The sequence below is a fragment of the Alphaproteobacteria bacterium genome (genome assembly GCA_030739735.1).
Classification (GTDB): Bacteria; Pseudomonadota; Alphaproteobacteria; order UBA7887; family UBA7887; genus UBA7887.
This window is the reverse complement of the sequence record JASLYQ010000004.1, coordinates 35,934-60,936: the sequence shown is the minus strand read 5'-3', so window position 1 is coordinate 60,936 and position 25,003 is coordinate 35,934. Positions and strand designations below refer to the sequence as shown.

Genomic DNA, 25,003 nt, shown 5'->3' with positions numbered 1-25,003 from the left:
AGACATTTTGGCTGGATTTGTGAGATAAAACTCAAGATTTTGCCGGTTGCGGGGACGCCATGAATTGGCTAACCGAGAGAGACTAAGGACGGCGCAAATTCCGGAGACCGTGGTGGCACGTAATGAGAAACTGCTTGCGTGGGCAGAGGAAATGGCGGCGCTCGCCAAGCCCGACTCGATCCATTGGTGCAATGGGTCGCAGGAAGAATATGATGGGCTGTGTGCCCGCATGGTGGCGACCGGTACGTTGACGCCGCTCAATCCGGAAAAGAGACCCGGATGCTTCCTAGCGCGCTCCGATCCCGCGGACGTCGCACGGGTCGAAAACAGGACCTACGTGTGTTCTGCGACAGAAGCCGATGCCGGCCCGAACAACAATTGGGTCGATCCCATCGAGATAAAGGCAACCCTACGCAGCTTGTTCGATGGCGCGATGACGGGTCGGACGATGTATGCCATCCCTTTCTCCATGGGTCCGCTGGGATCGCGAATCGCGCATATCGGCGTCCAGCTTACCGACGCCCCCTATGTCGCGGCGAGCATGCGCACCATGACGCGGATGGGGCGACAGGCCCTCGACGTCTTGGGCGACGGGGACTTCGTTCCCTGCATGCATTCACTCGGCGCGCCGCTGGCGCCGGGGCAGACCGACGTGCCATGGCCGTGCAACGAGCAGAAATACATCGTTCATTTCCCGGAAGAGCGCGCGATCTGGTCGTTCGGCAGCGGCTATGGCGGCAACGCCTTGCTCGGCAAGAAATGCTTCGCACTGCGCATCGCCTCGGTGATGGGGCGTGACGAAGGCTGGCTCGCGGAGCACATGCTGATCCTCGGACTGGAGTCGCCCGGCGGCGAGAAGACCTACGTAGCAGCGGCGTTCCCGAGCGCCTGCGGCAAGACGAACCTCGCCATGTTGATTCCGCCTGCAAGCTACGAGGGTTGGAAGGTCCATACCGTCGGGGACGATATCGCCTGGATCAAGCCGGGCGAGGACGGTCGTCTCTATGCAATCAATCCGGAAGCGGGTTGTTTCGGCGTAGTACCCGGAACATCGAGTGAGACCAACCCGAACGCGATGGCGATGCTCGAGCGCGATACCATCTTTACCAATGTCGCACTCACCGATGACGGTGATGTCTGGTGGGAGGGAATCGACAGTAAACCACCAGGTCATCTCATCGATTGGCAGGGCAAGGATTGGACGCCAGATTGCGGGCGCAAAGCAGCACACCAGAATGCGCGCTTCACATGCGCGACCAGCCGCTGCCCGAGTATCGATGCGGCATGGGACGACCCCGACGGCGTGCCGATCGACGCCTTTATCTTTGGCGGTCGGCTCAGCCATACCTTCCCGCTAGTTTATGAATCGCGCGATTGGGCGCATGGCGTTTACCTCGCCGCGACCATGGGCTCTGAGGCAACAGCTGCGGCGGCGGGTCAGGCCGCCATAAGGTACGATCCAATGGCCATGTTGCCGTTCTGTGGTTATAACATGGCAGACTATTGGTATCATTGGCTAACGTTTGGACCTAAACTCGAAAATCCACCGAAGATTTTCCGCGTCAACTGGTTTCGCAAGGATGATAAAGGGCGTTTCATCTGGCCCGGTTTCGGCGAGAACATGCGCGTACTCGAATGGATTGTCGCTCGCGTCAAGGGGCGCGCCGACGCCACGTCTAGTCCGTTCGGCAGCATGCCCAGACACCGCGATCTAAATTGGCGCGGACTGGATTTTAGCGAATCCCATTTCAGCGACATTATGGACATCGATTGCGACGTCGCGCTGGCGGAGACAGAGGCGCAATCCGACCTGTTCCAACGCTTTAAGGGCAGACTCCCGGGCCCGCTGGAAGACGAGCGTCGGGCCCTAGCCACCAGGCTCTCCGAGGGTGAGAAGATCTGGCGCATCGCGGATTGAGACCGTCACCAAAGGCAGGGCATCGGTATCATAACGCTACCGGTGGTCTATGACATCGTCGAAAGCCGCAGAGACGCTCTGCGTCGGCATCATCTGGCGGCGGCACCACCCTCGGAGAGCCGAGCCAGGCAGTAGCACCAAGCAATATCTACCATTTTGAAGTCCTCGGTCCCGCCCAGCCAGATATCTGTGCCAGAATGTAGTGCACTCTCGGGTGCTCGCTTGGTGCGATCGAACATGAGAAGCAGTGGCAGGGCGAAAGCGATATTGCGCATGGCCTGACTCCAGCAGGCTCAAGGACAAGCAGAAATTCAGCTCGAATCAGACCTTCGGGAGTCTTTTCATGGGCCTTGCAGCGGTGTAGGGTCCGCGCGCGCCCTTGTTCCGGGAGCCACCCGTGACCCAGACACCCCTTGCACCGCCTTCTGGCAGCCGTGATTTCTTGCCCGATAACATGCGCCACCGCCTTGCGCTGCTGGCGCGCATTCGCGATGTATTCGAGCGTCACGGTTTCGCGCCGATGGAGACCCCGGCCTTCGAGCGCCTCGAGGTGCTGGCGGGAAAATACGGCGCCGAAGGCGACAAGCTGATCTTCAAGATCCTCAAGCGCGGTGAAAAAGCGGCGAGCGGCGAAGCCGACATGGCGTTGCGCTACGATCTCACGGTGCCGGCAGTGCGTTTCTACGCCCATCGCCGTAACGAGCTGCCGCGCATCTTCAAGCGCTATCAGATGGGCCCCGTATGGCGCGCCGACCGCCCCGGTCACGGCCGCTTCCGCGAGTTTCTGCAATGCGACGTCGACATATTCGGCAGCGCCTCACCGCTGGCCGATATTGAGTGTCTGCTGGCGCTTGCCGCAGCGCTCACCGAGGTCGGCCTACCTGATTTCACCATCCGGCTCAATTCGCGCCGCGTGCTGCATGCCATGATGACCGCTTACGGTGTTGCTGAGGCGGATCACGGCGGCGCGCTCGTCGCTCTCGACAAGCTCGACAAGATCAGTATTGACGGCGTGCGTGCCGAGCTTTCGGAGCGAGGCATTGCAGCCGAGGCCCTGTGCGAAGATATTGCGCGGGACAATTTCGACGACCTACTGCGCAACAAACTCGACAACGAAGCCGGGCGCGACGGTCTGGCCGAGATCGATAGCATTCGGGACGGCGTCGCGGCCGGGCTACCGGCGGGAACGATTCGCTTCGACCCGCTGCTCGCACGCGGACTCGATTACTACACCGGCGCCATTTACGAATTTATCTCAGACGGCATCGGCAGCTCGATTGCCGGCGGTGGCCGGTACGACGATCTCGCTGGCATGTTCCTCAAGGACTCGGTACCGATCTGTGGCGGCTCGCTCGGCATCGAACGCATTCTCATGCTGGTCGAGGAGCGCATGGCGGCGCCCACACCGACGCTCGCCTACGTCACCGTCTGGGACGCGGACTCGGCCGCGGACTCACTGGCGTTAGCGGCACGCCTGCGCAAGGCAGGTTTGGCCGCCGAGACCGATCTTACGGGTGCCAAACTCGGCCGCCAATTTCGCACCGCCGACGACCGCGGCTGTCGCTTCGCGCTCGTGCGCGGCCCGGAAGAGTGCGAAGCAGACCTGGTTACGGTCAAGGATCTCAACAGCGGCGACCAGCAGCAGGTCGCGCTCGACGCTGTCGCCTCACATCTGCGCAGCGCACTTTGTCATAGCTAAATCTAAGCATCCAGGTGCCACGGGGCGAAGCGATCGGCAAGGACGAGCCTTGCACCCAAGCCGCACTCCGTGCGCAAGGCTGGTACGATAGCGGTGGCGGAAAACCACGACGCCAAGGCTAGCACCTGGGCGATAACCGTGAGAGTGAAGGCTCACCACTTGACGTTAGAGTGCGTCGATCTGCTCCGAGAGCATGTCGTAGCCTTCGCTGCCGAACGGCATGCGCGCGAGGAGGCGGCGCCAATAGGCTTTCGCTTCTTCCTTGCGATCATTCTGGGCAGCATCAAGACCCAGGAACCAAAGCGCTTCCGCGGCATTCGGATCAATCTCCAGAACCCGCGCGTACAGCGCCACCGCGTCGTCCGGCAGCACCTCGTCGCCGGCTGCCTCGTCGATCACCCCAGCCAAATTCTTCAGGGCCTCGAGGTCCTCGGGCAACAACTCGACCGCCTTCTCGTAAGCCGCCCGCGAGGCCGCGAGATTGCCGAGTACTTGCTTGACGCGACCAAGGCGCTTCCAGCCCTCGGCATCACCCGGCTCTTCGGCCAGACGGGACTCGAGGCGCGCAACCATGGTCTCGATTTGCACCGCCTGCTCATCCGGGGGCATCTCCGCCGCTGCCGCCATGCCTTCGACGCTCGGGTCAGGCGGCGCCGTAACGATCTCCACCTCGGGCAAGGCGAGGTCGAGTTTGTCGGCGAGCACCTCGAGACGCTGCATCACCGACGGTAACCAGGGCGCGTCCGGCGGTGAATTCACCGCCAGCACGCTCCAGGTAGCAAAGGCCCCTGTCCCGTCACCGGCCTGAAGCTGTGCGGTGCCGTGATATAACTGGCCCGCCACGTTGCCGGGATCGAGCGCCAGGATGATCTCGAACTGAAGCGCAGCGAGCGGCGTGACGAGACCGTCGGCGGCGAAGACCAAGGCCTCGCCGTAGGCGACAAGCGCGTCAATGTTTTCGGGCTCTAGGGCGGCCGCCTGGGCCATCGCCGCCGCCGCATCGTCATAGCGCTCCATGACCCCATAGGAGCGCCCCAGCATGAACCAGCCCTCGAAGTCATTGGGATTCTCTTCGAGCCGCGCAGCAAGCCCGGCAACCGCCGCATCCATCTCGGCCGGCATTCCCGCTGGTCCTTCGCGTTCGGCAAACGGCACATCAGGTGCCTCGGGAAAGCCGATGACGGCATAAAGCCAGACGCTCGCCAACGGCACCAGCACGGCCACGGCCAGAGCCGGCCTGATGGCCCGCCGCGCCGGATCGCCAATCAGCCAATCCAGCGCTAGCAGCAGCAGCGGAGGAGCCCACTCGGGGGTTCGTGCCGCCTCGGCATCGGGTGCCGCCCCCAGCATACGACGCTCAATCTCCCTACGCGCCGCCGCCAACTCGGCTTTGCCGAGCAGACCGCGGACGTGATCGGATTCCAGCTCAGCAAGCTGGGCGCGGAAAACCTCGAGGTCGAAATCGGCTCGAGTCGAGGCTGCCTTGCTTCGGCACAACATGGGCAGGGCAAGAGCCGCGGAGACGACCAGCGCCAAGCCGGCAAAGACAAGCCAGACGATCATTGCGGATTGTCGTCCAGCAAGCGCTGCACGCGAGCGCGCTCGTCATCGCTGAGCGCCGCGGGCGCGACCGATGCCGTCCTCCGGCGCAGGCTGCGCACCAACCCAAAGATGCCGATGGCCACGATGAGCACGGGGCCCAGCCAGAGCAGCCAGGTCTTGGGCTTGAAGGGTGGGCGCAGCAGCACGAAGTCGCCATACCGCGCAACCACATAATCGCGTACTTCATCGTCGCTAGCGCCGGCCGCCACTTGGTCGCGTACAACCAGACGCAGGTCCTTGGCCAAGTTGGCGTCGGACTCCATGATCGACTGGTTTTGGCAAACCAGGCAGCGCAGCTCCTTTGCCAGCGCTACCGCGCGCGCTTCCAGCGCCGAATCGGGCAAAGGTTTGTCATTCTCGAAAGCCAGAGTCGGCGCCGTCAAGGCAACGAGTGCGATGGCAAGAACCCATCTTATCATTGCGTCAGCCCTATGATCAGCGGTCGGATGCGTTCTTCTACATCCTGCTCCATGATGGGGCCGATATGCTTGTAGTGGATATTACCGTCGGCGCCAACGAAGAAAGTCTCGGGTACGCCATAGACGCCGAGATCGATACCAACGCGACCATCGAGATCGGCGCCGATGCGCGTATAAGGATCGCCGAGCTCGTTGAGCCAAGCGCGCGCATCCTCGGGTGTGTTCTTGTAGGCGATGCCGTAAAGCTTGACGCCGTCCCAGCGGGCAATCTCGGTGAGGATCGGATGCTCGGCCCGGCAGGGGACGCACCAGGAGGCAAAGACGTTGATCACGGTGACGCCCTCGGGTGCCACGTCGCCAGTCGCCAAGCTTTGTGCCGCCCCATCGAGCGCCGGCAGGTCGAAACTCGGCAGCGGCTTGCCTATCAGCGCACTCGGCACCTTCGAAGGATCGCTAGTCAGGCCCCAGCCGAGCAGGGCGGCCATGACAGCGAAGATTGCCGCGGGCACGATGTATATCGGGGACGGCATGGTATTACGCCGCGACGGCAGCGCGGGTCCGGCGCGGCGCACCGATGCGATGACGCCGGTCGGACAGTGACACCATTCCACCTACGGCCATGACTATGGTACCGATCCATAGCCAGGCAACCAGCGGATTGTAGTAAATGCGTGTGGCCCAACCGCCCTTGCCGTCGGCATCACCCACCACGACGTAGTGGTCGCCGAGCCAGGTGGTGAGGATCGCCGCTTCCGTGGTCGGCATCTGCGAGACAGGATAGACCCGCTTCTCGGGCTGCAGCACAGCAATCACGCGCTCGCCATCAAACACTGTGAATTGCCCGCGCTCGGCGGCGTAGTTCGGCCCCTCAATGATCTCGACGCCGTCGAAGCGGTAGTCATCACCGGCTACGGTGACGGTTTCGCCCGGGCGCATGATCTGGAAGCTTTCCGTTTTCCATGCGCTCGATGCGGTAATGCCAGCGACCACCATGGCGACGCCGAAATGCGCCAGGCTCGTGCCATAGGCCGAGCGCGGAAGATTGACGGCACGACGCAGCGTTTCGCCAATGGACACGCGAAACAGGCGCACCCGCTCGCCCCATTCGACGAGCACCGCCGCGGCGAGCCAAGCGGCCATGCCGGCGCCGAGGATCGCCAGCGGCGGGCCATCACCCGCCAGGATCAGTGCCGCAACGGCAGCGGCGGCAAACGCGAACCAGAGTCTGGCCAACGCTCCAGCAAGATCCGCCCGCTTCCAAGCCAGCAGTGGCGCGAGACCGGCAAGCACCAGCGTCGGCGTCATCAACGGGATAAACACGGCATCAAAATAAGGCGCACCGACCGAGACCTTACCGGCATCGAGGGCATCGATCACGAGCGGATAGAGCGTGCCCAGCAGCACCGTCGCCGCAGCGGTCGTGAAAAGAAGATTGTTGAGCACTAGGCTGCCCTCTCGGCTGACCGGCGCGAACAACCCACCCGGTGCGAGTTTCGGCGCCCGCAAGCCGTAGAGAATCAGCGAGCCGCCGACCACCACGACCAGAAAGGCGAGGATGAAGATGCCCCGCGTCGGGTCCGTAGCAAAAGCGTGTACCGAGGTCAGCACGCCCGATCGTACCAAAAAGGTGCCTAGCAAGCTGAATGAGAAGGCAACGATGGCGAGCAGCACAGTCCACGACTTGAGCGCGTCGCGCTTTTCGCAGACCAGAGAGGAATGCAGCAGTGCCGTGCCCACCAGCCATGGCATGAAGGAGGCGTTCTCGACCGGGTCCCAGAACCACCAGCCGCCCCAGCCAAGTTCGTAATAGGCCCACCAGCTGCCAAGCCCGATACCGACCGTGAGGAAGCTCCAGGCGGCCAGCGCCCAGGGCCGCACCCAGCGCGCCCAAGTGGCGTCCACGCGGCCTTCGATCAGGGCCGCGATGGCGAAGGCGAAAGTGATCGAGAACCCGACATAGCCAAGATAGAGGAAAGGTGGGTGGAAGGCCAAGCCCGGGTCCTGTAGCAGCGGATTGAGGCCGTTGCCGTCGAGCGGCGGCGGGAAGATCCGCTCGAAGGGATTGGAGGTGAACAACATGAAGGCAAGGAAGCCGAAGGCGATCAACCCTTGCACGGCCAGCACGCGGGCACGCAAGGAGGCCGGCAGATTGCCGGCAAAGGCCGCCACCGCGGCGCCGAACAACGCCAGGATCAGCGCCCAGAGCAGTAGTGAGCCCTCGTGATTGCCCCAGACCCCGGTGATCTTGTAGAGCAGCGGCTTTTCCGAGTGCGAGTTGCTAGCCACCGCCATGACCGAGAAGTCTGAGGTCACATAGGCCTGGGTCAGCGCAGCAAAAGCGCAGGCGATGGCGACGAACTGCACGGCGGCAGCGGGACGTGCCAGCGCCATCAGGCGCAAGTCGCCGCGCGACGCCCCGACCAGCGGCACGGCACCCTGCACAGCCGCCACCACGAAGGCGAGTACCAGCGCAAAATGGCCGGTCTCGACGATCACGGGACTTCCTCCTCCTGCCAATGTCCCGAGTCCTTCAGCGCCTGGGCCACCTCCGGCGGCATGTAGGTCTCGTCGTGGCGGGCTAGGACCTGGAGGGCAACAAAAATGCCGTCGGGCCCGAGACTGCCTTCGGCAACGACACCCTGGCCTTCACGGAAGAGATCCGGCAGTACGCCGATGTATCGCACCGCCAGAGTGGTCGCCATGTCGGTGATGACGAAGGTGGTCGTCAGACCGTCCTCCAGCTTCGTGATGCTGCCCTCCTCGACCAGGCCACCGACTCGGATCGACCGCCCCGGTACCAAGGTCTTCCCAGCAAGCTCGGAGGGGCTGAAGAAAAAGACGATATTGTCCTCGAAGGCGCTCAGCACCAGCGCCACCGCGGCACCGAGCGCCAGCAATCCAACCAGCACCACCATCAAGCGGCGGCGCTTACGCGTCATCTTCTTTGCCCAACTCAGCCCGCAAGGCCGCCAGCTCGGTTTTCGTACGCTTGGCCCGAGCAATAGCGCGCCAGGCCAGCGCGCCAAGCACCATCGACGCGACGCCATAGGCGGGCCAGACGAAACGGGCAAAACCGCCCATGTCGAAAAACTCGCTCATTACACTGCCGCCACCGTGGTTGCCGCGGCCACTTGGGTGCGGCGCAGGGCACGTAATTTAGCCGCTGTCACCTCGGCGCGCATGCCGAGCAGCAGCACCGTGACAAAATAGGTCTTGAAGGCCAAGGCCATAGTCATCAGTGGCCACATCATCTCGGCGGCGATTGAGGGACCGCCGCCGCGCACAACACTGGCCGGCTGGTGCAGCGTGTTCCACCAATCGACCGAGAAATGGATGATCGGCAGGTTGATGACCCCGACCAGTGCCAGGATGGCTGCCGCCCGCGCGCCCTTGGTGGCGTCGTCGAACGCATCCGCCAGGGCCATATGACCGAGATAGAGGAAGAAGAGGATCAAGACCGATGTCAGGCGCGCGTCCCAGACCCACCAGGTGCCCCACATGGGTTGGCCCCAAAGCGAGCCCGTGACCAGCGCGACGAAGGTGAAGCCGGCTCCGATCGGTGAGGCGACGCGGGCCGCCATATCGGCCAGCGGGTGGCGCCAGATCAACCCGACAGCGCTCGCCGCCGCCATCACCCCATAGACGAACAGCGCCATCCAAGCCGCAGGCACATGCACATACATGATGCGTACCGTCTCGCCCTGCTGGTAGTCAGCGGGCGAGGCAAACAGGGCGAGATAGATCCCCGCCACCAGGGTCAGCAGCGTAATGCCCACGGCCCAGGGTAGGAGAATTGCTGATAACCTCATAAAACGTGCGGGATTGGCGAACCTGTGGAGGATCGAGGCCATGCGCTTTCCTATCGCTATTCCGCTGCCAACCGCAAGCCGGCGGCAGCGGCAAAGGGCGCCAGCACCAAGGCAACCAGCAGCGCCGCGGCGAGAATCATGAGCTGACCCGAGACCGAAGCACCGGCGACGGCGCCGTCGACCGCGCCCACCCCGAATATCAGCACGGGGATGACCAACGGTAAGACCAGCAGCGGTACCAATGTGCCGCCGCGGCGCACGCCGACTGTGAGTGCTGCGCCGATGGCCCCCACCAGGCTCAGTGTCGGCGTGCCAAGCGCCATGGCGAGTACGAGCGTCGCGAAGCCCTCCCAGGGCAAGTTCATCAAAATTGCGAGAACGGGCGCGCAAACGATCAGTGGTAGGCCGGTGACGAGCCAGTGAGCACAGCATTTGGCCAGCACTATGGCTTCCAGCGACAGGGGTGAGGCCATCAGCAGGTCGAGACTGCCGTCGTCGTGATCGGGCAGAAAAAGCCGGTCGAGCGAGAGCATGGCGGCGAGCAGGGCAGCGACCCAGATAGTGCCGGCGGCGATGCGAGAGAGCACGGCGAGATCGGGACCGACGCCGAGGGGGAATAGCACGATGGCCAGCACAAAAAAGATCAGTACTGCGACTATCTCGCTGGCACGCCGCCAGGCAAGCGCCAGGTCGCGGCGGATGAGGGAGAATATAGCGCTCATCCCAGCACCAAGTTGGTCGCGTCATCGAGACCGAGCTCGATATGGGTGGCAGCGATGATCATACCGCCGCCGGCGCGGTGCTCGGCCATCAGCGCAGCAAAGCTCTCGGTGGCGTCAGCATCAAGTCCAACGCTCGGTTCGTCAAGCAGCCACAGCGTGCGCGGCGCGGCGACCAGGCGCGCAAGTCCGGTACGCCGCCTTTGTCCGGCAGAGAGAAAGCGTGCCGGCACCTCCGCCAGCGGGGCGATGGCGAAGCGCGCCAACGCATCCGACACACGCGCCGTACCAGCGCCCGCTATCTCGGCCCAGAAGGAGATGTTCTCGCGCACCGTGAGCAGCGGCTTTACGGCGTCCGCATGGCCGGCGAAGGCGAAGACGACGCGCCAAGCCTCGCGATCGTCGTCCACATCCTCGCCGTTCCATGTCAGCGTTCCCGCCTCGCGCCGCAGCAAGCCCGCGAGAAGGCGCAGCAGACTCGACTTGCCACTGCCGTTCGGCCCGCGCAGCACCAGCGCCTCACCCGACCCGAGCGAGAAGCCAAGGCCGGCGAACACCAGCCTCTCTCCCCGCCAGCAGGCGAGATCCTTTGCGCTGAGTCGGTTCGTCACGATAAGCAATTCTCCCTTGCGTGGGGACTTATCACCTTGGACATTTCCCTCCAAGCCAGATAAGGAGGCGGAGATGAACGAAGACACTTTCAACATGAGCATCCGCAAGTTTCTCAAGACCGTCGGTGTCACCAGCCAGCGGGAGATCGAGCAGACGGTGCGCCAGGCGATTGCAGACGGGCGTTTGCAGGGCAACGAGACATTGGCGATCACGGCGCGCGTTAGCATCGGCGACGTAGCGCTAGAAACCGAGATTCCCGGCAAGATCTCGCTGGATTAGGGAGCGGACGTGATATGCGCGAAAACCGGGTTCAGTCGATCTGGGCCGGTGGCGGTGCCGTGGTCAACGGCTGGCTGGCGATCCCCAACACCTTCAGCGCGGAGACCATGGCCAACACGCCCTATGACAGCGTGACCGTGGATACCCAGCACGGCATGGTCGACTTTCCCGACGCAGTGGCCATGTTCGGCGCCATGTCGGCCTATGCGCCGACACCGTTCGCGCGCGTGCCGTGGAACGACCCGGCGGCGATTATGAAGCTGCTCGATGCCGGCGCCTACGGTATCATCTGCCCAATGATTAACACCGTCGAGGAATGCAAGCGTTTCGTCGGCGCCTGCCGCTATGCGCCGACCGGCTATCGCAGCTTCGGTCCCGCTCGTGGCCTACTCTACGGCGGCTCGGACTACGCGGCCGAGGCCAACTCCACCATCACCACCATGGCCATGATAGAAACCGAGCAAGCAGTCGCCAATCTCGACGAGATTCTGGCCGTCGACGGCCTCGACGGCATCTATGTCGGACCCAACGATCTCGCCATCAGCCTCGGCAACCCGCCCAACCCGGAGCCGACAGCGCCAAATGTGGTGAAGGCGGTCGAAACCATCGTCAAGGTGGCACGCGATCGAGGCCTCGGCGCCGGCATCCATTGCCCCTCGGGCGCCTCGGCCCGTGACAAGATCGAGAAGGGCTTTAATTTTGTCACCATCGCCAACGATGCACGCCTGTTGGCACAAGCCTCGATGACCGAGATCAAGCTCGCGCGGGGCGATAATGCGTAACACTGAGTGGGCCGTGCCATTGCAACCATGGTACGGCCCGTAGAGCGCTATGACCGCTTGAGCGAACTCGCCAACTGCAACAGGGACGTGAACTAGGCGCGGTAGCCCTAAGGATCGACACCGCGGGCCTAGCTCGCGAGGCCGAATAGCCTATCGTAGCTATGGTCACCAATAACCTGATTGCCCCGCAGCATAAGACCAAAGGCCATCGGACAGACCCTAGTGGCTCGAACTTGACATATGGTACCCATAGGATGGCGGGGCGGCGCCAGACGCGATCCTATGGGTACCATATGTCAAGTTTGGACCACTAGGGAGAGACCCATGCGCACTATCTCGTTGCCGAGCCTTGGCGGCTAGCTCGATCGCTGACATCGAGCGTCATAAGGTGGTCGGTGTGATGGGCTCAGGCAGCGAGCCCCATGCGGCACGCGCCCAGGCACTAGGCGCCTGGCTGGCCACGGCGGGCTACCACCTGTTGACGGGCGGCGGTGGTGGTGTGATGGCAAGCGTCTCACGCGCCTTCGCCGAAACCGAGGGCCGCGCCGGATCGGTCATCGGCGTCCTACCAGCCGCAGCGGACCCGCCACAAGACGCCCCGACAGGCTATCCCAACCCCTGGATCGAGATCGCCATCCACACCCACCTGCCGGCGCGGGGTGACGACGGCGAGGAGGCGCTGTCGCGCAGCCACATCAACATCCTCAGTGCCGAAGCCGTGGTGGCCCTGCCGGGCGGTGCCGGCACCCTCAGCGAGGTGAAATTGGCGCTTGCCTACGGCCGGCCAATCGTGGCCCATATGACCAACGCTGCCGAGTTGCCCGGGTTGCCGGACGCAGTTCCTGTCGCGCCACACCTCGACGATGTTCGCGCCTTTATCGAGACCGCCCTGTGCTGACCCGCCTTTATACTTCCGTCATGGACCTTGCCGGCCGGCGCGGTGCAATGCGGTGGCTGGCCGGGATCTCCTTCATTGAAAGCTCGATCTTCCCGATCCCGCCGGACGTGATGCTAATTCCAATGATCCTGGCCGACCGCCGCCGTGCCTTTGTCATTGCCGGCGTCTGCACCATCGCCTCGGTGCTGGGCGGGCTTGCCGGTTATGCCATCGGCGCACTGCTCTGGGAAGCGCTCGGCGCACCACTGGTCAACTTCTACGGCTACGAACACAAGATGGCGCGCTTCGCCGAGGCCTATAACGAGTGGGGCGCCTGGCTTGTCTTCACCTTTGGCATTACCCCCTTACCTATCTTCCCCTACAAGGTGATCACCATTGCCAGCGGCTTCACCGAGCTCAACCTGCTGACCTTCACGATTGCATCGTTGCTGGCACGGGGCTTGCGGTTCTATGCGGTCGCCGGGCTGCTCTATTGGTTCGGTGAGCCCATCCGCGGCTTCATCGAGCGCAATCTCGGCCTGCTGACGATCGTTTTCGTGGTTGGTCTGTTCGGCGGCTTCCTAGCCATCAAGCTATGGTTCTGAATCCTACTGTGTCCGCAATTAGTGCGCCGCGGTCCGGGGCATGATAAAGGGCGGCTGTGGTACAGCTTTCGATCCGGTCCGTGACGACTGTGGCGGCAACCCCGTGGCTGGCGCTCGCGGCCGCCGCCGCGGCCAGTGCAATGATGCTGCTCGTTGCCTTCTTTTTCCAGTTCGTCCTCGACCTGTTTCCCTGCCGGCTCTGTCTCTATCAGCGCTATCCCTATGCCATCGTGGTCGTTGTCGGCATTCTCGGCGCGCTGTTGCTGCGCCGGGCCGGCGCCCCCAGCGCGCAGGCCATGCTGCTAGCTGCGGCCTGCGCGCTGCTCTTCGCCGTCGACGCCAGCATCGCGGCCTTTCATGTAGGCGTCGAGGAGGGCTGGTGGATGGGAACTGAATCCTGCGTCGGCGGCGATGTTGACATCGACGATATCGATGCCCTGCGCGAAGCTGTCCTGACGGCGCCCGCCGTGCGCTGCGACGATGTTACCTGGTCGCTGCTTGGCATATCGATGGCAGGCTGGAACTTCCTCGTGGCGACCGGCCTGGCGCTGGCCGGCATAGCCACACTGCTATCGTGGCGACGGGCATGAGCGAGACGGCGGAGAAGCGCCTGCCGGGCGATCTGGACCGCGCGGCACTGGTGGCGCGCATGCTGCGCGTCGACCATGCCGGTGAGCAGGGCGCCAAGCGCATCTATGACGGCCAGCTCGCGGTGCTCGGTCACACCATCGCCGGCCCCATCATAAGGCGCATGGCCGAGCAGGAGCACGAGCATCTGGCGGCCATGGACCAATTGCTGGCCGAGCGCCAAGTTCGGCCCACGGTGTTGTCGCCGGTCTGGCATGTCGCAGGATTCGCCCTTGGCGCGGCTAGCGCATTACTCGGTACCCGCGCAGCTATGGCCTGCACGGTGGCGGTGGAGGACACCATCGAGGCGCATTACCAGAACCAGATCAATGCCCTGGGCGACGACGAGGCGGACTTGCGCGAAAAGGTGACAAAGTTCCGCGACGATGAGCTCGAGCATCGCGACACGGGCCTCGCGCACGGCGCCGAAGAGGCGCCCGGGCACGCCCTACTCGACCGCAGCGTGCGCGCCGGCACGCGCCTCGCCATCTGGCTTTCCGAGCGTATTTAAGCTCTTGATTCGGGCCGGCGCATCGGGAACCCTAGGCGCACGATGCGACGCGCCCATGGCGGACCTTACGGGGACAACGCGAGCGGCCGGCTGACGGCCGTCCTAGGCCCCACCAATACCGGCAAGACCCATCTCGCGGTCGAGCGCATGCTCGGCCACCGTACAGGCATGATCGGCTGTCCGCTGCGCCTCTTGGCGCGAGAGATCTACGACCGCACGGTGGCGGTACGGGGCAGCGGTCAGGTGGCGCTGATCACGGGTGAGGAGCGGGTCGTGCCCGAGCGCCCGCACTATTGGGTCTGCACTGTCGAATCGATGCCGCTCGATCAGCGCGTTGAGTTCCTCGCCGTCGACGAGATCCAACTCGCCGCCGACCCTGAGCGCGGTCACGTCTTCACCGACCGCATACTGCGCGCACGCGGGCTCTCGGAGACCATGTTCCTCGGTGCCGGCACTATGGCACCGCTGCTCTCGCGCCTAGTGTCGGGCCTCGAGTTCATCAACCGACCACGCTTCTCGACGCTGAGCCACACCGGCGCGCACAAGATCATGCGCCTCCCCCGGCGCAGCGCCGTGGTCGCCTTCTCGGTCTCCGAGGTCTATCGCATCGCCGAGTTGCTGCGCCGCTTCCGCGGCGGCGCTGCCGTCGTCATGGGGGCCCTCAGCCCACGCACGCGCAACGCTCAGGTGGCGCTCTACCAAGCCGGCGAAGTCGATTATCTGGTCGCCACCGATGCCATTGGCATGGGGCTCAACCTAGCGCTCGATCACGTCGCCTTCGCCGGCGCAAGCAAGTACGACGGCCGCGAGGCACGCGAGCTCAGCCCCGCAGAAGTGGCGCAAATTGCTGGGCGCGCCGGCCGCCATACCCGCCACGGCACTTTCGGCACCACGCTGAACGCGCCGGCCTTCGAGCCGGAAGTGGTGAGCGCCGTCGAGGACCATCTATTCAAGCCTGTGCGCACTTTGTTCTGGCGCAATGCTGACCTTGACCTTTCCTCGCTTCCCGCACTCCTTCGCAGCCTCGAGGCGCCGCCGCCTGTGCGCGAGCTGATGCGCCCACGCGAGACCGAAGATGTGGCTTCGCTGCGCGCGCTCGCGGCCTTGCCTGATATCGCCGCCATGGCCAGTGGCCATGATGCCGTGTCGCTGCTCTGGGATGTCTGCCGCATTCCCGACTTCCGCAAGACCATGGCGGACGCGCATTTCCAGCTGCTGGCGACAATATTCCGCCACCTAATGAGTGGTGAGGGTCTGCTACCGAAAGCCTGGGTCGAGCGCATGGTCGACCAGCTTGACCGCAGCGAAGGCGATATCGACGGCCTAGCGACGCGCATCGCCCATGTGCGCACTTGGAACTACATCGCCCAGCGTCCACGCTGGGTGGCCGATCCGCGCGCCTTACGCGAGCGCGCCCGCGCCATCGAGGACAAACTCAGCGACGCCCTACACGAGCGTCTGACCCAGCGTTTCGTGGATCGGAAGACGACCCGACTGACGCGGCGCATGCGCGAGAGCGGGAGTCTTATCGCGGCCATCACGCGTAGCGGCGAGGTGGTGGTGGAAGGTGAGTATGTCGGCCGATTGTTAGGCTTCGATCTGGTGCCCGACGATGCCGAGACATGGCGCGAGGGTCGCGCCCTGCGCGCTGCCGTGCGCAGCGCACTGGCACCGGAGATCCGCAAGCGCGCCGGCAGCCTGGTCTCGGACGAGGACGAGGCGTTCACGCTTGCCACCGACGGCACCGTGAGCTGGCGCGACTCGCCCGTGGCGCGACTCGCACGTGGCGCGCAAAGCTTATCCCCTGGTCTGAAGTTGCTGGTCGGTGATCTCGTAGAAGATGCCTCGCGGCGGCGTGTGGAGCAAAGACTTTCAACCTGGCTGGCGGGCCATATCGCCGAGGGGTTGGCACCGTTATGGCGAGCCCGCGAGGCCGACCTTGTCGGCGCTGCGCGCGGTCTCGTCTTTCAGCTGGCCGAGGGCTTAGGCTGCGTCGTCCGCCAAGCGGTGAGCCAGCAGATCGACGCGCTTGAAAGCTCAGACCGCAAGTCACTGGCGGCACTCGGCATTCGCCTCGGACGCGATACGGTGTTTCTGGCGGCCCTGCTCAAGCCCAAGCCGATAGCCCTGCGCGGGCTGCTGTGGTGTGTCGCCAACGGCGCGTTGCCGCCGAAGGCACCGGACGGCCGCGTCTCGCTCGCCGTCGACCCGGCCCTGTCCGAGGGCTTCGTCGCGGCCACGGGCTACCGCCAGGTTGGCCCGCTGCTGATCCGTGTCGACATGTTCGAGCGCTTCGCGGCCGAACTGCGCCGCCGCGCCCGCCGGGGGCCGGTCGCACCCGACGCCGCGCTGCTCAACATCGCCGGCTGCACCGCTACGAATTTCGAAGGCGTGGCGCAGGCGCTCGGCTATCGCCGCGAGGAGACGGAAGACGGCATCGTGTATGTAACGCCGCAGCCGCGGCGTGCGGCGCGGCGGCGCAAGCCACGGCGCCAGACCCGCACGTCAACCGCCTCGCCTTTTGCCGTGCTCGACACGCTCAAGCGGAGCGGCCGATGAGCGACAGCCTGCGCCTCGACAAGTGGTTTTGGTATGCGCGCTTTCTCAAATCGCGCAGTCTAGCGAGCAAGCTCTGCGCCGGTGGGCGCGTGCGCGTCAACCGCCGCCCAGTGAACAAGGCGAGCGCGCAAGTACGCGTCGGCGACGTGCTGACCTTTCCGCTGGGCCGAAGGATCCGCGTCGTGCGTATCACAACGCTCGGTAGCCGCCGCGGTCCGGCGGCGGAAGCGCAGACCCTGTACAAAGACCTCTCCAATTCTATCGTCGAGCAACCGACGACAGCGCCGACACGCTCACGTGGCAGCGGCCGCCCGAGCAAGGCCGACCGCCGTGCCTTAGAGCGCCTACAAGGCAACTGAGCCGAACCGTCGGTAGCAGCTTTCTTTATCGCTCCAGGGCCACGCGGATCAGGTCTCCGGCCGCCAACATCACGGCCTCGCGGGCGTCCTTGTGGAGCGAATGGCCACAATCGGGGAGAAGCATGGTCCTGACCGGCCCGCTAACCGCCGCTGCGATGGCCTCAAGCTGAGCCGGCGTGCCGTAGGCGTCCTCGCTACCCTGCAGCGCCAGCACGGGACAGGTCACGGCGCGCAGATAGCCCTCGATATGGAAGGCCTCGAAATCCGGATCGAGCCAGGCATTGGCCCAGCCGCGAAAGGCGCTGTCCACTGTATTGCCGTGGTAGCGCGCCAGATGCTCGCGCAGGTCGCCCGTACGATATGCCGCGACGGCCGCTTCGATGCTCTCGATGGAAGCCGCCTCGACAAAGACATGCGCCGCCTCGCTGACCACGCCGCGGATGCGCAAATCCGGCGTCGATGCCGCGAGCAGCGCGATCGACGCGCCGTCCGAATGGCCAATGAGAACCGCCTCTTTCACGTCGGTACGGTCGAGCACCTCGGGCAGCGCGCAGCGACCCTCTTTGTGCATAAAATCTAGCTCACGACGATAGGGCGGCGGCAGCGGTTCTGAGCCGCCATAGCCATAGCGGTCGTAGACCAACGCGCCACAGCCGCTGGCGGCGGCCAGCGCCGCCGGAAAGTCCTGCCACTGACCGATGCTGCCCAGGCCTTCGTGTAGAAAGACCAGGGTCGGTGCCTCATCAGGCCCGGGCCCGAGCCAAACGGCGTTCAACCGTCTGCCACCCGCCTCAATGCCGAGCTGGCGCGATGGCAGACCGTGCGTGACGCTTGTGCTAGCCCCCTCATCCATGAGGGAAGTCTAGAGTGCTTGAGAGGCCGGGACCAAGCAAACCTTCTTCGGCGAGAGCAATCCGCGCATCAAAGGGCTCAACACCTGTTACGGCCCCGAGATATCCTGGCAGCTGGACGACTTCGAGAAGAGCCCGAGCAAGGCGCGCTCGCGGGCGCCGGGGGATCACCACCATCGGCATGCCTGTTGGTGCTGCCGGCGCTGTGCTGATCTGGCATCATGGCTGGATCGGCGTTATCCTCGCCTTTTACTAGGACCACGCCGACTAGGTGGGGATGCTGCCCGATCCGGCCATGCTGCCGCATCCATGGCACAATCGTCCCGTCCCCACCAATCAACCAAGGCCGACACTGAAGACGGCGGGTGCTTAGCGCTCTGTACGCCTGCGCGGAAGCGCACTAGTGTTGGCGCCACGTCTGAGTGAGAGGAGGTAGCCCATGGGCTCGGCAGCAAAGCACGTCCGCATCGGCTCGTTCCGCTACATGGACACCTTCGTGGAGCCCTCGCTCCATCGCAACGGCAAGGTGCTGACACACCGCGACCGGGACGGCAGCGATGGGGGCTGGGAAGGAGTTGATCTGGAGACGCGGCAGATGCCGGTGCACGACGCTCTGCAGCTGGAGGGCGCGGAGCGGTGCACGCTGGATCACAACGGCTACGAGGCCCTGACATGCCCTCTGCCCGACCCGGACATCGACTTCTTCGACCAAGACCAGGTGGTGCGCGCCTATTACCCCCATTGCGCCGAGATCGTGCGCGAGGCGAGCGGCGCGAGCCACGCAGTGGCCTTTGACCACAATGTGCGCTCGGCCGTTGGCAAACAGAGCAAGCGCCGCATCAAGGATGGCCAGCAGGTGCAGGGCCCGGCCCATGTGGTGCACGGCGACTATACGCTGACCAGCGCGCCGCAGCGCCTGCGCGACTTGACGCGCCCGCCGAGCGCCAACGACACGCTGCGGAAGTATTTGGCCGACGGAGAGACCCTGCTCGAAGCAGCAGCGGTCGAGCGCGCACTAGAACGCGGGCGCTTCGCCATCATAAACCTCTGGCGCAACATCGCCCACGAGCCCGTCGCCACCGACCCCATGGCGCTGTGCGACGCGGCGACCGTGCGCCCCGAGGAGTTGGTGGTCTTCGAGATCCACTACAGCGACCGTATCGGTGAGAACTACTTCGCCAAGCATGCGGACGAGCACCGCTGGTACACCTATCCCGGCCTAACTCGCAACGAGGCGCTGCTCATCAAGCAGTGGGATTCGCGTGGCGCACTGGCCCGCTCGAACGGCGCCACAGCGGATGAGATCGACCCTGACGCGCCTTGCACCTTCAGCTTTCACAGCGCCTTTGAGGATCCGGCCACAGCGCCCGACGCGCCGGACCGCTGGAGCCTCGAGGTGCGTTGCGCAGTGCTCTACGATTGATCTCGTGGCCCAGCGACAAAGACCTATGTTGACCCAGTTGAAGGCCAACAATCGCGCCTGGGCCGAGCGCATGGTCTCGGCCGATGCCAACGTCTTCAAAAGGCTCGAGCGTCAGCAGGCGCCGGAATACCTCTGGATCGGCTGTGCCGACAGCCGCGTGCCGGCGAACGAGATCGTCGGCCTCGATCCGGGCGAGCTGTTCGTGCACCGCAATGTCGCAAATCTAGCCCCGCCGCAGGACGCCAACTATCTCTCCGTGCTGCAGTTCGCTGTTGAAGTGCTAAAGGTCAAACACATTATGGTCGTCGGTCATTACGGCTGTGGGGGCGTGGCTGCGGCAGTCGACGGCAAGCGGCGCGGCTTAGTGGACCACTGGCTGCATCCGATCCGCGAGATCAACGAGGCACACCGCGACGAGCTCGATGCCATCGCCAACCTACATGCTCGCCTGAATCGATTGTGCGAACTCAACGTTATGTGCCAGGTCAGAAACGTTGCTTCCGACATCTTCGTGCAGGAGGCTTGGGCGCGAAGCCAAGACCTGCATGTGCACGGCTGGGTCTATTCCCTCGCCAACGGCCTGGTCACCGACCTCAACGTGACGGCCAGTCGGCCTTAGGCGCTAAGCTTCGCTCCGCAGCAACAATGCTGCTGTCCTGGGCTGAGTCTAGATATCCGCCTGCCGGCGCTTGAGGTTGGTGCAGCGCTCCGGGATAAAAATGTCCACAAAGGCAGCGAAGTCGACCACGCAAAGGGCGAAAATATCTGCCACCGTATAGTGCGGGCCGACGTTAAACTGGCGGTCGGCGCGTCTGGCACAAAACTTGTCGAAGAAGACATCGAGATTGGCCCGGCCGCGCCCGACCAACAGCGGAATCGCAGCAGCGGTACATGGCGTGGCAGCCCACGGTCAGCGAACTCGCACACGCTGTTGTGAAACACATTCCCGTCGGCAGCATGTCCTGCTCCTTGTTAAGGATTAAGGGGCAGAGGCTCGCCCTCGGGCAGAGGCACCTCGAAGACGTTGAGCGTCATCGAGACGAGTGTGTAGTAGCCGAGCAAGCCCACGAGCTCGACTACACCAGCCGCGCCCAGGTGCTTCTCGGCATTTGCATAGGTGTCATCGCTAATCCCGTGGGTCGCGTGCAGCTCGACGGAGAAGTCATAGACTGCGGCCTCGTCGTCATTGACAAAGTCAGGGCGGTTGCGCGTTTCCACGGCATTGATAACATCGATTGTCAAGCCGTTATCGATCGCAAGCTTCTTATGAGCGTACCATTCGAATTGAGCCGTCCAATGGCGTGCCACGGTGAGGATAGCGAGCTCTTTCAGGCGCGCAGAGAACGAGGCACCAAAGCGTAAAAAGACGCCGAGATGCTGGGCGCGATTCGCAAAATCAGGGCTTTGCAACCAGGCATTGAAGGGCCCACGCGCACCCGAGCCCCGCGGCCCAGTGCTGATAGTGTCGTACACTGCGCGCTGGGCGTCGGTCATCCCGTCCAGGCTGAGCGTCGGCAGGCGTGGCATGGCGGGATCTCCCGTTATGAGACGAGCTTGGCTTTAGCCTCGACGCGGCGCGCGTGCAGGATTGGCTCGGTATAACCACTCGGCTGAGCAACGCCCTCAAAGACGAGGTCGCGGGCAGCCTGAAAAGCGACGCTGGCAGCGAAGTCGGGCGCCATCGGTTGGTAAAGGGGATCGCCCGCGTTCTGCCCATCGACCACGGCCGCCATACGCTGAAGCGTCTCGTCCACTTGTTTCTCAGTGCAGACGCCATGGCGCAGCCAGTTGGCGATGTGCTGACTCGAGATGCGCAGGGTGGCGCGATCCTCCATTAGCCCGATGCCGTTGATGTCCGGTACCTTAGAACAGCCTATACCCTGGTCGACCCAACGCACCATATAGCCGAGGATGCCTTGCGCATTATTATCAAGCTCCTCACGTACCTCTTCCTCGGACCAGTTGAGGCCTTCGGCAAGCGGCACCGAGAGAATATCGTCGAGGCTAGCGCGCGCACGGCCTTTGAGTTCGTCCTGGCGCAGGGCAACGTCGACCTGGTGGTAGTGGATGGCGTGCAAAGTCGCCGCCGTCGGCGAGGGCACCCAAGCGGTCGAGGCACCGGCCTGAGGGTGGCCGACCTTCGCCTCCAACATAGCCGCCATCATGTCGGGCATGGCCCACATGCCCTTGCCGATTTGGGCCTTGCCCTGCAGCCCGCATTCGAGTCCGGCATTGACGTTCCAGTCCTCATAGGCCTGGATCCAGGCGGCGGCCTTCATGTCGCCCTTGCGGATCATGGCGCCGGCTTCCATGGAAGTGTGGATTTCATCGCCCGTGCGATCGAGAAAGCCCGTGTTGATGAAGCAGACCCGGTCCTGGGCGGCGCGGATGCATTCCTTGAGGTTGACCGTGGTGCGCCGCTCCTCGTCCATGATGCCCATCTTGAGAGTACAGCGATCAAGGCCGAGCACGTCCTCCACACGGGCGAACAGCTCGCTTGAAAACGAAACCTCTTCCGGGCCGTGCTGCTTCGGTTTGACGATATAGACCGAGCCCGCACGGCTATTCCGGAACTTGCCCTCACTCTTGAGGTCGTGCATGGCGATAAGGCTGGTGAATAGCGCATCGAGAATGCCTTCCGGCACCTCGTTGCCGTCGCCATCGAGCACCGCGCCATTTGTCATCAGGTGACCGACATTACGCACCAACAGCAGACTACGGCCCGACAGTGTCATCTCCTGGAAGTCTGGCGTGAGATATCGTCGGTCAGGGGCGAGGCTGCGCTCTACCGTTTGCCCGCCCTTGTCAAAGCTCGCGGAAAGGTCGCCCTTCATCAGTCCGAGCCAGTTACGATAGACTAGCACCTTGTCTTCCGCGTCTACCGCAGCGACGGAATCCTCGCAATCGACAATGGTCGTGATAGCCGATTCGACGACCACATCACAAATGCCGGCGAGGTCGTTCTTGCCGACGGGATGCTCGCGGTCGATATGCACCTCCACATGCAGGCCGTTGTTCTCGAACAAAAGCACGCTTGGTGCTTCCTCGTCGCCCTGATAGCCGAGTAACTGGCCTGGATCGATCAGGCCCGCGGCCCGACCACTGCCGAAGCTGACCGAGACCCGTCCATCAAAGACCTCATAGCCGGTGGCCTCGGCATGAGTGATGCGCTCCAGCGGCGCCACCTGGTCGAGAAAAGCACGGGCATAGGCGATAACCTTTTCGCCGCGCACCGGGTTGTAGGCACCGCCGCGTGTCGCGCCATCGCCCTCAGGGATCACGTCGGTGCCGTAAAGCGCATCGTAAAGGCTGCCCCAGCGGGCATTGGCGGCATTGAGCGCATAGCGCGCATTGGTCACCGGCACGACCAACTGCGGGCCGGCCAGCGTAGCGATCTCCTCGTCCACATTGGCCGTAGTCGCGGCAAAAGGCTCGCCCTCGGGCAGCAAGTAGCCGATTTTACTAAGGAAGGTCTTGTACTCTTCGGTATCGAATCCCTGCTCGCGACGCTCCCGGTGCCAAGCGTCTATCAGCGCCTGCAGTTCGTCACGGCGTGCCAGCAGTTCGCGATTGCGCGGCCCGAATTCGCTCAGAATCGCCGCAAGTCCGGCCCACACGGCATCCGCGTCCAGCCCGGTTCCAGGCACGGCCTCGTCATTGATGAAATCGTACAGCACTTTGTCTATAGCGAGGCCGTGGGCCTGGATGCGTTCGCTCATTTTTTTCTCCAACCTTCTCGTTCTGCGCGGACAAGCGCCTGTGTTCCCTATCTTTGGCCGAAGAGTCAATGCGTGAAAGCCCTCGTGCTCCGTCGCCATGGCGGACATTATGCGACGATGCAATTGCCAGCCACCAAGCGGTAGCCGGTCCAAACCCTCTTGACTGACCCATTATCAGTCACTTTGGGCGCCGTGGCGCCTCAAGGATTCGGACGAGCTGACCAGAGCCAAGCCCGACGCGGTACGTCTTGCCATCGCCGCCGGTCAGGAGCGTGCCGGCCGAGTTGATCGTGCCTTGCACCGATTGCGGCATGGTACTGGTGTCGCGCGATCTTACCGCCCCCAAGATGCAGGCGCTGGCCACCGATGCCGCGCTCATCAGGGATGAGCTTGGCGTGGCCTGAGCGGCCGTGTTAGGGTCGGAGCTCTGAGAAGAGGGAAGCCGGTAACGTGTCGCTGCCGCGATACCAGTCCGGCGCTGCCCCCGCAACTGTAAACGGTTAGGCTTGCGGCGACAGGCCACTGGCACGACGGTGTCGGGAAGGCGTCGCGAGCCGCTGAGCCGAAGCCAGGAAACCTCCTCAGGCCCGTCGTATTCCGTCATCTTCGGAGGGAAGGTGTGACTCAGAGCCGCCACGCTAAGATACCCGCCACGATCGTCACCGGCTTTCTCGGAGCCGGCAAGACAAGCCTGATCCGCAATCTCCTGGAAAGCGCCAATGGCCAGCGCCTGGCGATTATCGTCAACGAATTCGGCGACATTGGCGTCGACGGCGAGTTGCTGGCCGAGTGCGGCAGCGAGGCCTGCGGCGAGGATGATATAGTCGAACTCGCCAACGGCTGCATTTGCTGCACGGTGGTGGACGACTTCCTGCCGGCAATGACCGCACTGCTTGAGCGCGACCAACCGCCCGAGCACATCATCATAGAGACCTCCGGCCTCGCTTTGCCCAAGCCTCTGGTACGCGCCTTCGGCTGGCCCGAGGTACGCACGCGCGTCACTGTCGACGGCGTCGTCGCGGTGGTCGATTGCCACGCCGTCGCGGAAGGGCGCTTCGCCGACGACGTGGATACGCTGGACCACGACGCGCCGCTAGCCGAGCTGTTCGCCGACCAACTCGCATGCGCCGATATGGTGATCCTCAACAAAACCGATCTGGTCGCCCATGCCACCCTGCATGCGGTGCGCGGCGAGGTCGAGGCGGGCGTGCGCGGCGGTGCGGTTAAGGTCGTACCGGCCGTCAGTGCCATAGTGCCAGCACAGGTGGTGTTCGGGATCGGCGCCGCGGCCGAGAACGATCTTGATGCGCGCCCTTCCCACCACGACGACGAAGGCGAGCACGACCACGACGATTTCAACAGCTTTCATGTGGCGCTCGGCCCCGTTATCTCGCCACAAGCGCTGACCGACCGGCTGCGAATCATCGCCGCCGCGCACGACATTTATCGCATCAAGGGCTTTGTCGCCGTTGACGGGCGCGACATGCGCCTTGTTGTGCAGGGCGTCGGCGACCGCTTCCAGCATTATTACGACCGCGACTGGACGCCGGACGAGGTGCGCCAGGGCCAGTTCGTCGTCATCGGCGCCCAAGGCATGGACCGCGACGCCATTAGCGCCGCGATTCGAGCCTGA

At 63.9% G+C, this 25,003-nt stretch carries 28 protein-coding genes and 1 riboswitch; of the genes, 14 read left to right on the top strand and 14 right to left on the bottom strand.

Annotated elements, in window-relative coordinates:
• Positions 1-97 precede the first annotated feature (97 nt).
• On the top strand, positions 98-1,918 hold the full coding sequence (locus QF629_03540; protein MDP6012610.1) for a phosphoenolpyruvate carboxykinase (GTP): 1,821 nt from the start codon (positions 98-100) through the stop codon (positions 1,916-1,918).
• Positions 1,919-2,007: 89 nt separating this feature from the next.
• On the opposite strand, the gene QF629_03535 is transcribed toward QF629_03540, so the two are convergent.
• Positions 2,008-2,193 carry a hypothetical protein gene (locus QF629_03535; protein MDP6012609.1) on the bottom strand — a complete coding sequence of 62 codons (186 nt, stop codon included), beginning with the start codon at positions 2,191-2,193 and terminating at the stop codon, positions 2,008-2,010.
• A 122-nt stretch (positions 2,194-2,315) separates the two neighbouring features.
• Between QF629_03535 and hisS the strand changes: the two genes are divergently transcribed.
• Entirely contained in the window at positions 2,316-3,617 is a 1,302-nt protein-coding gene (hisS, locus tag QF629_03530; GenBank protein ID MDP6012608.1) for a histidine--tRNA ligase, read from the top strand.
• Between the two features lie 165 nt (positions 3,618-3,782).
• Here hisS and ccmI read toward each other — a convergent pair whose 3' ends face one another.
• From ccmI to ccmA, 9 genes are read right to left on the bottom strand one after another with little or no spacing between them, the layout of a single operon-like run.
• Positions 3,783-5,180 (bottom strand): c-type cytochrome biogenesis protein CcmI, encoded by a 1,398-nt coding sequence (gene ccmI, locus QF629_03525; protein ID MDP6012607.1) that lies wholly within the window; start codon positions 5,178-5,180, stop codon positions 3,783-3,785.
• Positions 5,177-5,638 carry a cytochrome c-type biogenesis protein CcmH gene (locus QF629_03520; GenBank protein MDP6012606.1) on the bottom strand — a complete coding sequence of 154 codons (462 nt, stop codon included), beginning with the start codon at positions 5,636-5,638 and terminating at the stop codon, positions 5,177-5,179. Before QF629_03520 ends, ccmI begins: the two co-directional genes overlap by 4 nt.
• Entirely contained in the window at positions 5,635-6,168 is a 534-nt protein-coding gene (locus QF629_03515; GenBank protein MDP6012605.1) for a DsbE family thiol:disulfide interchange protein, read from the bottom strand. The genes QF629_03520 and QF629_03515 overlap by 4 nt, the downstream gene beginning before the upstream one ends.
• A gap of 4 nt (positions 6,169-6,172) precedes the next feature.
• Entirely contained in the window at positions 6,173-8,134 is a 1,962-nt protein-coding gene (locus tag QF629_03510) for a heme lyase CcmF/NrfE family subunit (protein ID MDP6012604.1), read from the bottom strand.
• Complete coding sequence (ccmE, locus tag QF629_03505) at positions 8,131-8,577, bottom strand: cytochrome c maturation protein CcmE (GenBank protein ID MDP6012603.1); 447 nt, start codon at positions 8,575-8,577, stop codon at positions 8,131-8,133. The genes QF629_03510 and ccmE overlap by 4 nt, the downstream gene beginning before the upstream one ends.
• Positions 8,567-8,737 carry a heme exporter protein CcmD gene (gene ccmD / locus QF629_03500; protein ID MDP6012602.1) on the bottom strand — a complete coding sequence of 57 codons (171 nt, stop codon included), beginning with the start codon at positions 8,735-8,737 and terminating at the stop codon, positions 8,567-8,569. Before ccmD ends, ccmE begins: the two co-directional genes overlap by 11 nt.
• A complete protein-coding gene (locus tag QF629_03495; GenBank protein MDP6012601.1) occupies positions 8,737-9,489 on the bottom strand; it encodes a heme ABC transporter permease in 753 nt (250 codons plus the stop codon). The genes ccmD and QF629_03495 overlap by 1 nt, the downstream gene beginning before the upstream one ends.
• A gap of 14 nt (positions 9,490-9,503) precedes the next feature.
• Positions 9,504-10,169, bottom strand: coding sequence for a heme exporter protein CcmB (gene ccmB, locus QF629_03490; GenBank protein MDP6012600.1), 666 nt, complete (start codon positions 10,167-10,169; stop codon positions 9,504-9,506).
• Positions 10,166-10,777, bottom strand: coding sequence for a heme ABC exporter ATP-binding protein CcmA (gene ccmA, locus QF629_03485; GenBank protein MDP6012599.1), 612 nt, complete (start codon positions 10,775-10,777; stop codon positions 10,166-10,168). The genes ccmB and ccmA overlap by 4 nt, the downstream gene beginning before the upstream one ends.
• 73 nt (positions 10,778-10,850) lie before the next feature.
• On the opposite strand from ccmA, the gene QF629_03480 reads away from it, so the two are divergent.
• The 8 genes from QF629_03480 to QF629_03445 all read left to right on the top strand — a co-directional run bounded on the left by QF629_03480 (position 10,851) and on the right by QF629_03445 (position 17,377).
• Positions 10,851-11,057: a DUF6494 family protein gene (locus tag QF629_03480; protein MDP6012598.1), complete on the top strand. Its 207-nt coding sequence runs from the start codon at positions 10,851-10,853 to the stop codon at positions 11,055-11,057.
• A gap of 14 nt (positions 11,058-11,071) precedes the next feature.
• Positions 11,072-11,839, top strand: coding sequence for an aldolase/citrate lyase family protein (locus QF629_03475; protein ID MDP6012597.1), 768 nt, complete (start codon positions 11,072-11,074; stop codon positions 11,837-11,839).
• 349 nt (positions 11,840-12,188) lie between these two features.
• Entirely contained in the window at positions 12,189-12,737 is a 549-nt protein-coding gene (locus QF629_03470) for a hypothetical protein (GenBank protein MDP6012596.1), read from the top strand.
• Between the two features lie 20 nt (positions 12,738-12,757).
• On the top strand, positions 12,758-13,321 hold the full coding sequence (locus QF629_03465) for a YqaA family protein (GenBank protein MDP6012595.1): 564 nt from the start codon (positions 12,758-12,760) through the stop codon (positions 13,319-13,321).
• 56 nt (positions 13,322-13,377) lie between these two features.
• Positions 13,378-13,911, top strand: coding sequence for a disulfide bond formation protein B (locus tag QF629_03460; protein ID MDP6012594.1), 534 nt, complete (start codon positions 13,378-13,380; stop codon positions 13,909-13,911).
• Complete coding sequence (locus QF629_03455) at positions 13,908-14,459, top strand: demethoxyubiquinone hydroxylase family protein (protein ID MDP6012593.1); 552 nt, start codon at positions 13,908-13,910, stop codon at positions 14,457-14,459. The genes QF629_03460 and QF629_03455 overlap by 4 nt, the downstream gene beginning before the upstream one ends.
• A 42-nt stretch (positions 14,460-14,501) precedes the next feature.
• Positions 14,502-17,018, top strand: coding sequence for a helicase-related protein (locus QF629_03450; protein ID MDP6012592.1), 2,517 nt, complete (start codon positions 14,502-14,504; stop codon positions 17,016-17,018).
• A complete protein-coding gene (locus QF629_03445) occupies positions 17,015-17,377 on the top strand; it encodes an RNA-binding S4 domain-containing protein (protein MDP6012591.1) in 363 nt (120 codons plus the stop codon). The genes QF629_03450 and QF629_03445 overlap by 4 nt, the downstream gene beginning before the upstream one ends.
• A gap of 25 nt (positions 17,378-17,402) precedes the next feature.
• Here QF629_03445 and QF629_03440 read toward each other — a convergent pair whose 3' ends face one another.
• On the bottom strand, positions 17,403-18,230 hold the full coding sequence (locus QF629_03440) for an alpha/beta hydrolase (GenBank protein ID MDP6012590.1): 828 nt from the start codon (positions 18,228-18,230) through the stop codon (positions 17,403-17,405).
• Positions 18,231-18,667: 437 nt separating this feature from the next.
• Between QF629_03440 and QF629_03435 the strand changes: the two genes are divergently transcribed.
• Together QF629_03435 and QF629_03430 are read left to right on the top strand one after the other, a co-directional pair.
• On the top strand, positions 18,668-19,651 hold the full coding sequence (locus tag QF629_03435) for a CmcJ/NvfI family oxidoreductase (protein MDP6012589.1): 984 nt from the start codon (positions 18,668-18,670) through the stop codon (positions 19,649-19,651).
• A gap of 25 nt (positions 19,652-19,676) precedes the next feature.
• Entirely contained in the window at positions 19,677-20,270 is a 594-nt protein-coding gene (locus QF629_03430) for a carbonic anhydrase (protein ID MDP6012588.1), read from the top strand.
• Between the two features lie 48 nt (positions 20,271-20,318).
• Here the strand turns inward: QF629_03430 and QF629_03425 are convergent, their stop codons facing one another.
• The 3 genes from QF629_03425 to QF629_03415 form a co-directional block, all read right to left on the bottom strand.
• Positions 20,319-20,519: a glutathione binding-like protein gene (locus tag QF629_03425; GenBank protein MDP6012587.1), complete on the bottom strand. Its 201-nt coding sequence runs from the start codon at positions 20,517-20,519 to the stop codon at positions 20,319-20,321.
• A gap of 104 nt (positions 20,520-20,623) precedes the next feature.
• Complete coding sequence (locus tag QF629_03420) at positions 20,624-21,178, bottom strand: carboxymuconolactone decarboxylase family protein (protein MDP6012586.1); 555 nt, start codon at positions 21,176-21,178, stop codon at positions 20,624-20,626.
• 14 nt (positions 21,179-21,192) lie between these two features.
• A complete protein-coding gene (locus QF629_03415; protein MDP6012585.1) occupies positions 21,193-23,370 on the bottom strand; it encodes a malate synthase G in 2,178 nt (725 codons plus the stop codon).
• 248 nt (positions 23,371-23,618) lie between these two features.
• On the opposite strand from QF629_03415, the gene QF629_03410 reads away from it, so the two are divergent.
• Positions 23,619-23,774, top strand: coding sequence for a hypothetical protein (locus QF629_03410; protein ID MDP6012584.1), 156 nt, complete (start codon positions 23,619-23,621; stop codon positions 23,772-23,774).
• Positions 23,756-23,970, top strand: a riboswitch (cobalamin riboswitch). (Overlaps the previous gene by 19 nt.)
• A 19-nt stretch (positions 23,971-23,989) precedes the next feature.
• Entirely contained in the window at positions 23,990-25,003 is a 1,014-nt protein-coding gene (gene cobW / locus QF629_03405) for a cobalamin biosynthesis protein CobW (GenBank protein ID MDP6012583.1), read from the top strand.

Excerpts from the sequence above, each read along its gene's own strand:
- QF629_03535 (MDP6012609.1), bottom strand. The coding sequence starts at position 2,193 with ATGCGCAATATCGCTTTCGCCCTGCCACTGCTTCTCATGTTCGATCGC.
- ccmI (MDP6012607.1), bottom strand. The coding sequence starts at position 5,180 with ATGATCGTCTGGCTTGTCTTTGCCGGCTTGGCGCTGGTCGTCTCCGCG.
- QF629_03520 (MDP6012606.1), bottom strand. The coding sequence starts at position 5,638 with ATGATAAGATGGGTTCTTGCCATCGCACTCGTTGCCTTGACGGCGCCG.
- QF629_03515 (MDP6012605.1), bottom strand. The coding sequence starts at position 6,168 with ATGCCGTCCCCGATATACATCGTGCCCGCGGCAATCTTCGCTGTCATG.
- ccmE (MDP6012603.1), bottom strand. The coding sequence starts at position 8,577 with ATGACGCGTAAGCGCCGCCGCTTGATGGTGGTGCTGGTTGGATTGCTG.
- ccmD (MDP6012602.1), bottom strand. The coding sequence starts at position 8,737 with ATGAGCGAGTTTTTCGACATGGGCGGTTTTGCCCGTTTCGTCTGGCCC.
- QF629_03495 (MDP6012601.1), bottom strand. The coding sequence starts at position 9,489 with ATGGCCTCGATCCTCCACAGGTTCGCCAATCCCGCACGTTTTATGAGG.
- ccmB (MDP6012600.1), bottom strand. The coding sequence starts at position 10,169 with ATGAGCGCTATATTCTCCCTCATCCGCCGCGACCTGGCGCTTGCCTGG.
- QF629_03480 (MDP6012598.1), top strand. The coding sequence starts at position 10,851 with ATGAACGAAGACACTTTCAACATGAGCATCCGCAAGTTTCTCAAGACC.
- QF629_03475 (MDP6012597.1), top strand. The coding sequence starts at position 11,072 with ATGCGCGAAAACCGGGTTCAGTCGATCTGGGCCGGTGGCGGTGCCGTG.
- QF629_03465 (MDP6012595.1), top strand. The coding sequence starts at position 12,758 with ATGGACCTTGCCGGCCGGCGCGGTGCAATGCGGTGGCTGGCCGGGATC.
- QF629_03455 (MDP6012593.1), top strand. The coding sequence starts at position 13,908 with ATGAGCGAGACGGCGGAGAAGCGCCTGCCGGGCGATCTGGACCGCGCG.
- QF629_03450 (MDP6012592.1), top strand. The coding sequence starts at position 14,502 with ATGCGACGCGCCCATGGCGGACCTTACGGGGACAACGCGAGCGGCCGG.
- QF629_03445 (MDP6012591.1), top strand. The coding sequence starts at position 17,015 with ATGAGCGACAGCCTGCGCCTCGACAAGTGGTTTTGGTATGCGCGCTTT.
- QF629_03440 (MDP6012590.1), bottom strand. The coding sequence starts at position 18,230 with ATGGATGAGGGGGCTAGCACAAGCGTCACGCACGGTCTGCCATCGCGC.
- QF629_03435 (MDP6012589.1), top strand. The coding sequence starts at position 18,668 with ATGGGCTCGGCAGCAAAGCACGTCCGCATCGGCTCGTTCCGCTACATG.
- QF629_03430 (MDP6012588.1), top strand. The coding sequence starts at position 19,677 with ATGTTGACCCAGTTGAAGGCCAACAATCGCGCCTGGGCCGAGCGCATG.
- QF629_03420 (MDP6012586.1), bottom strand. The coding sequence starts at position 21,178 with ATGCCACGCCTGCCGACGCTCAGCCTGGACGGGATGACCGACGCCCAG.
- QF629_03415 (MDP6012585.1), bottom strand. The coding sequence starts at position 23,370 with ATGAGCGAACGCATCCAGGCCCACGGCCTCGCTATAGACAAAGTGCTG.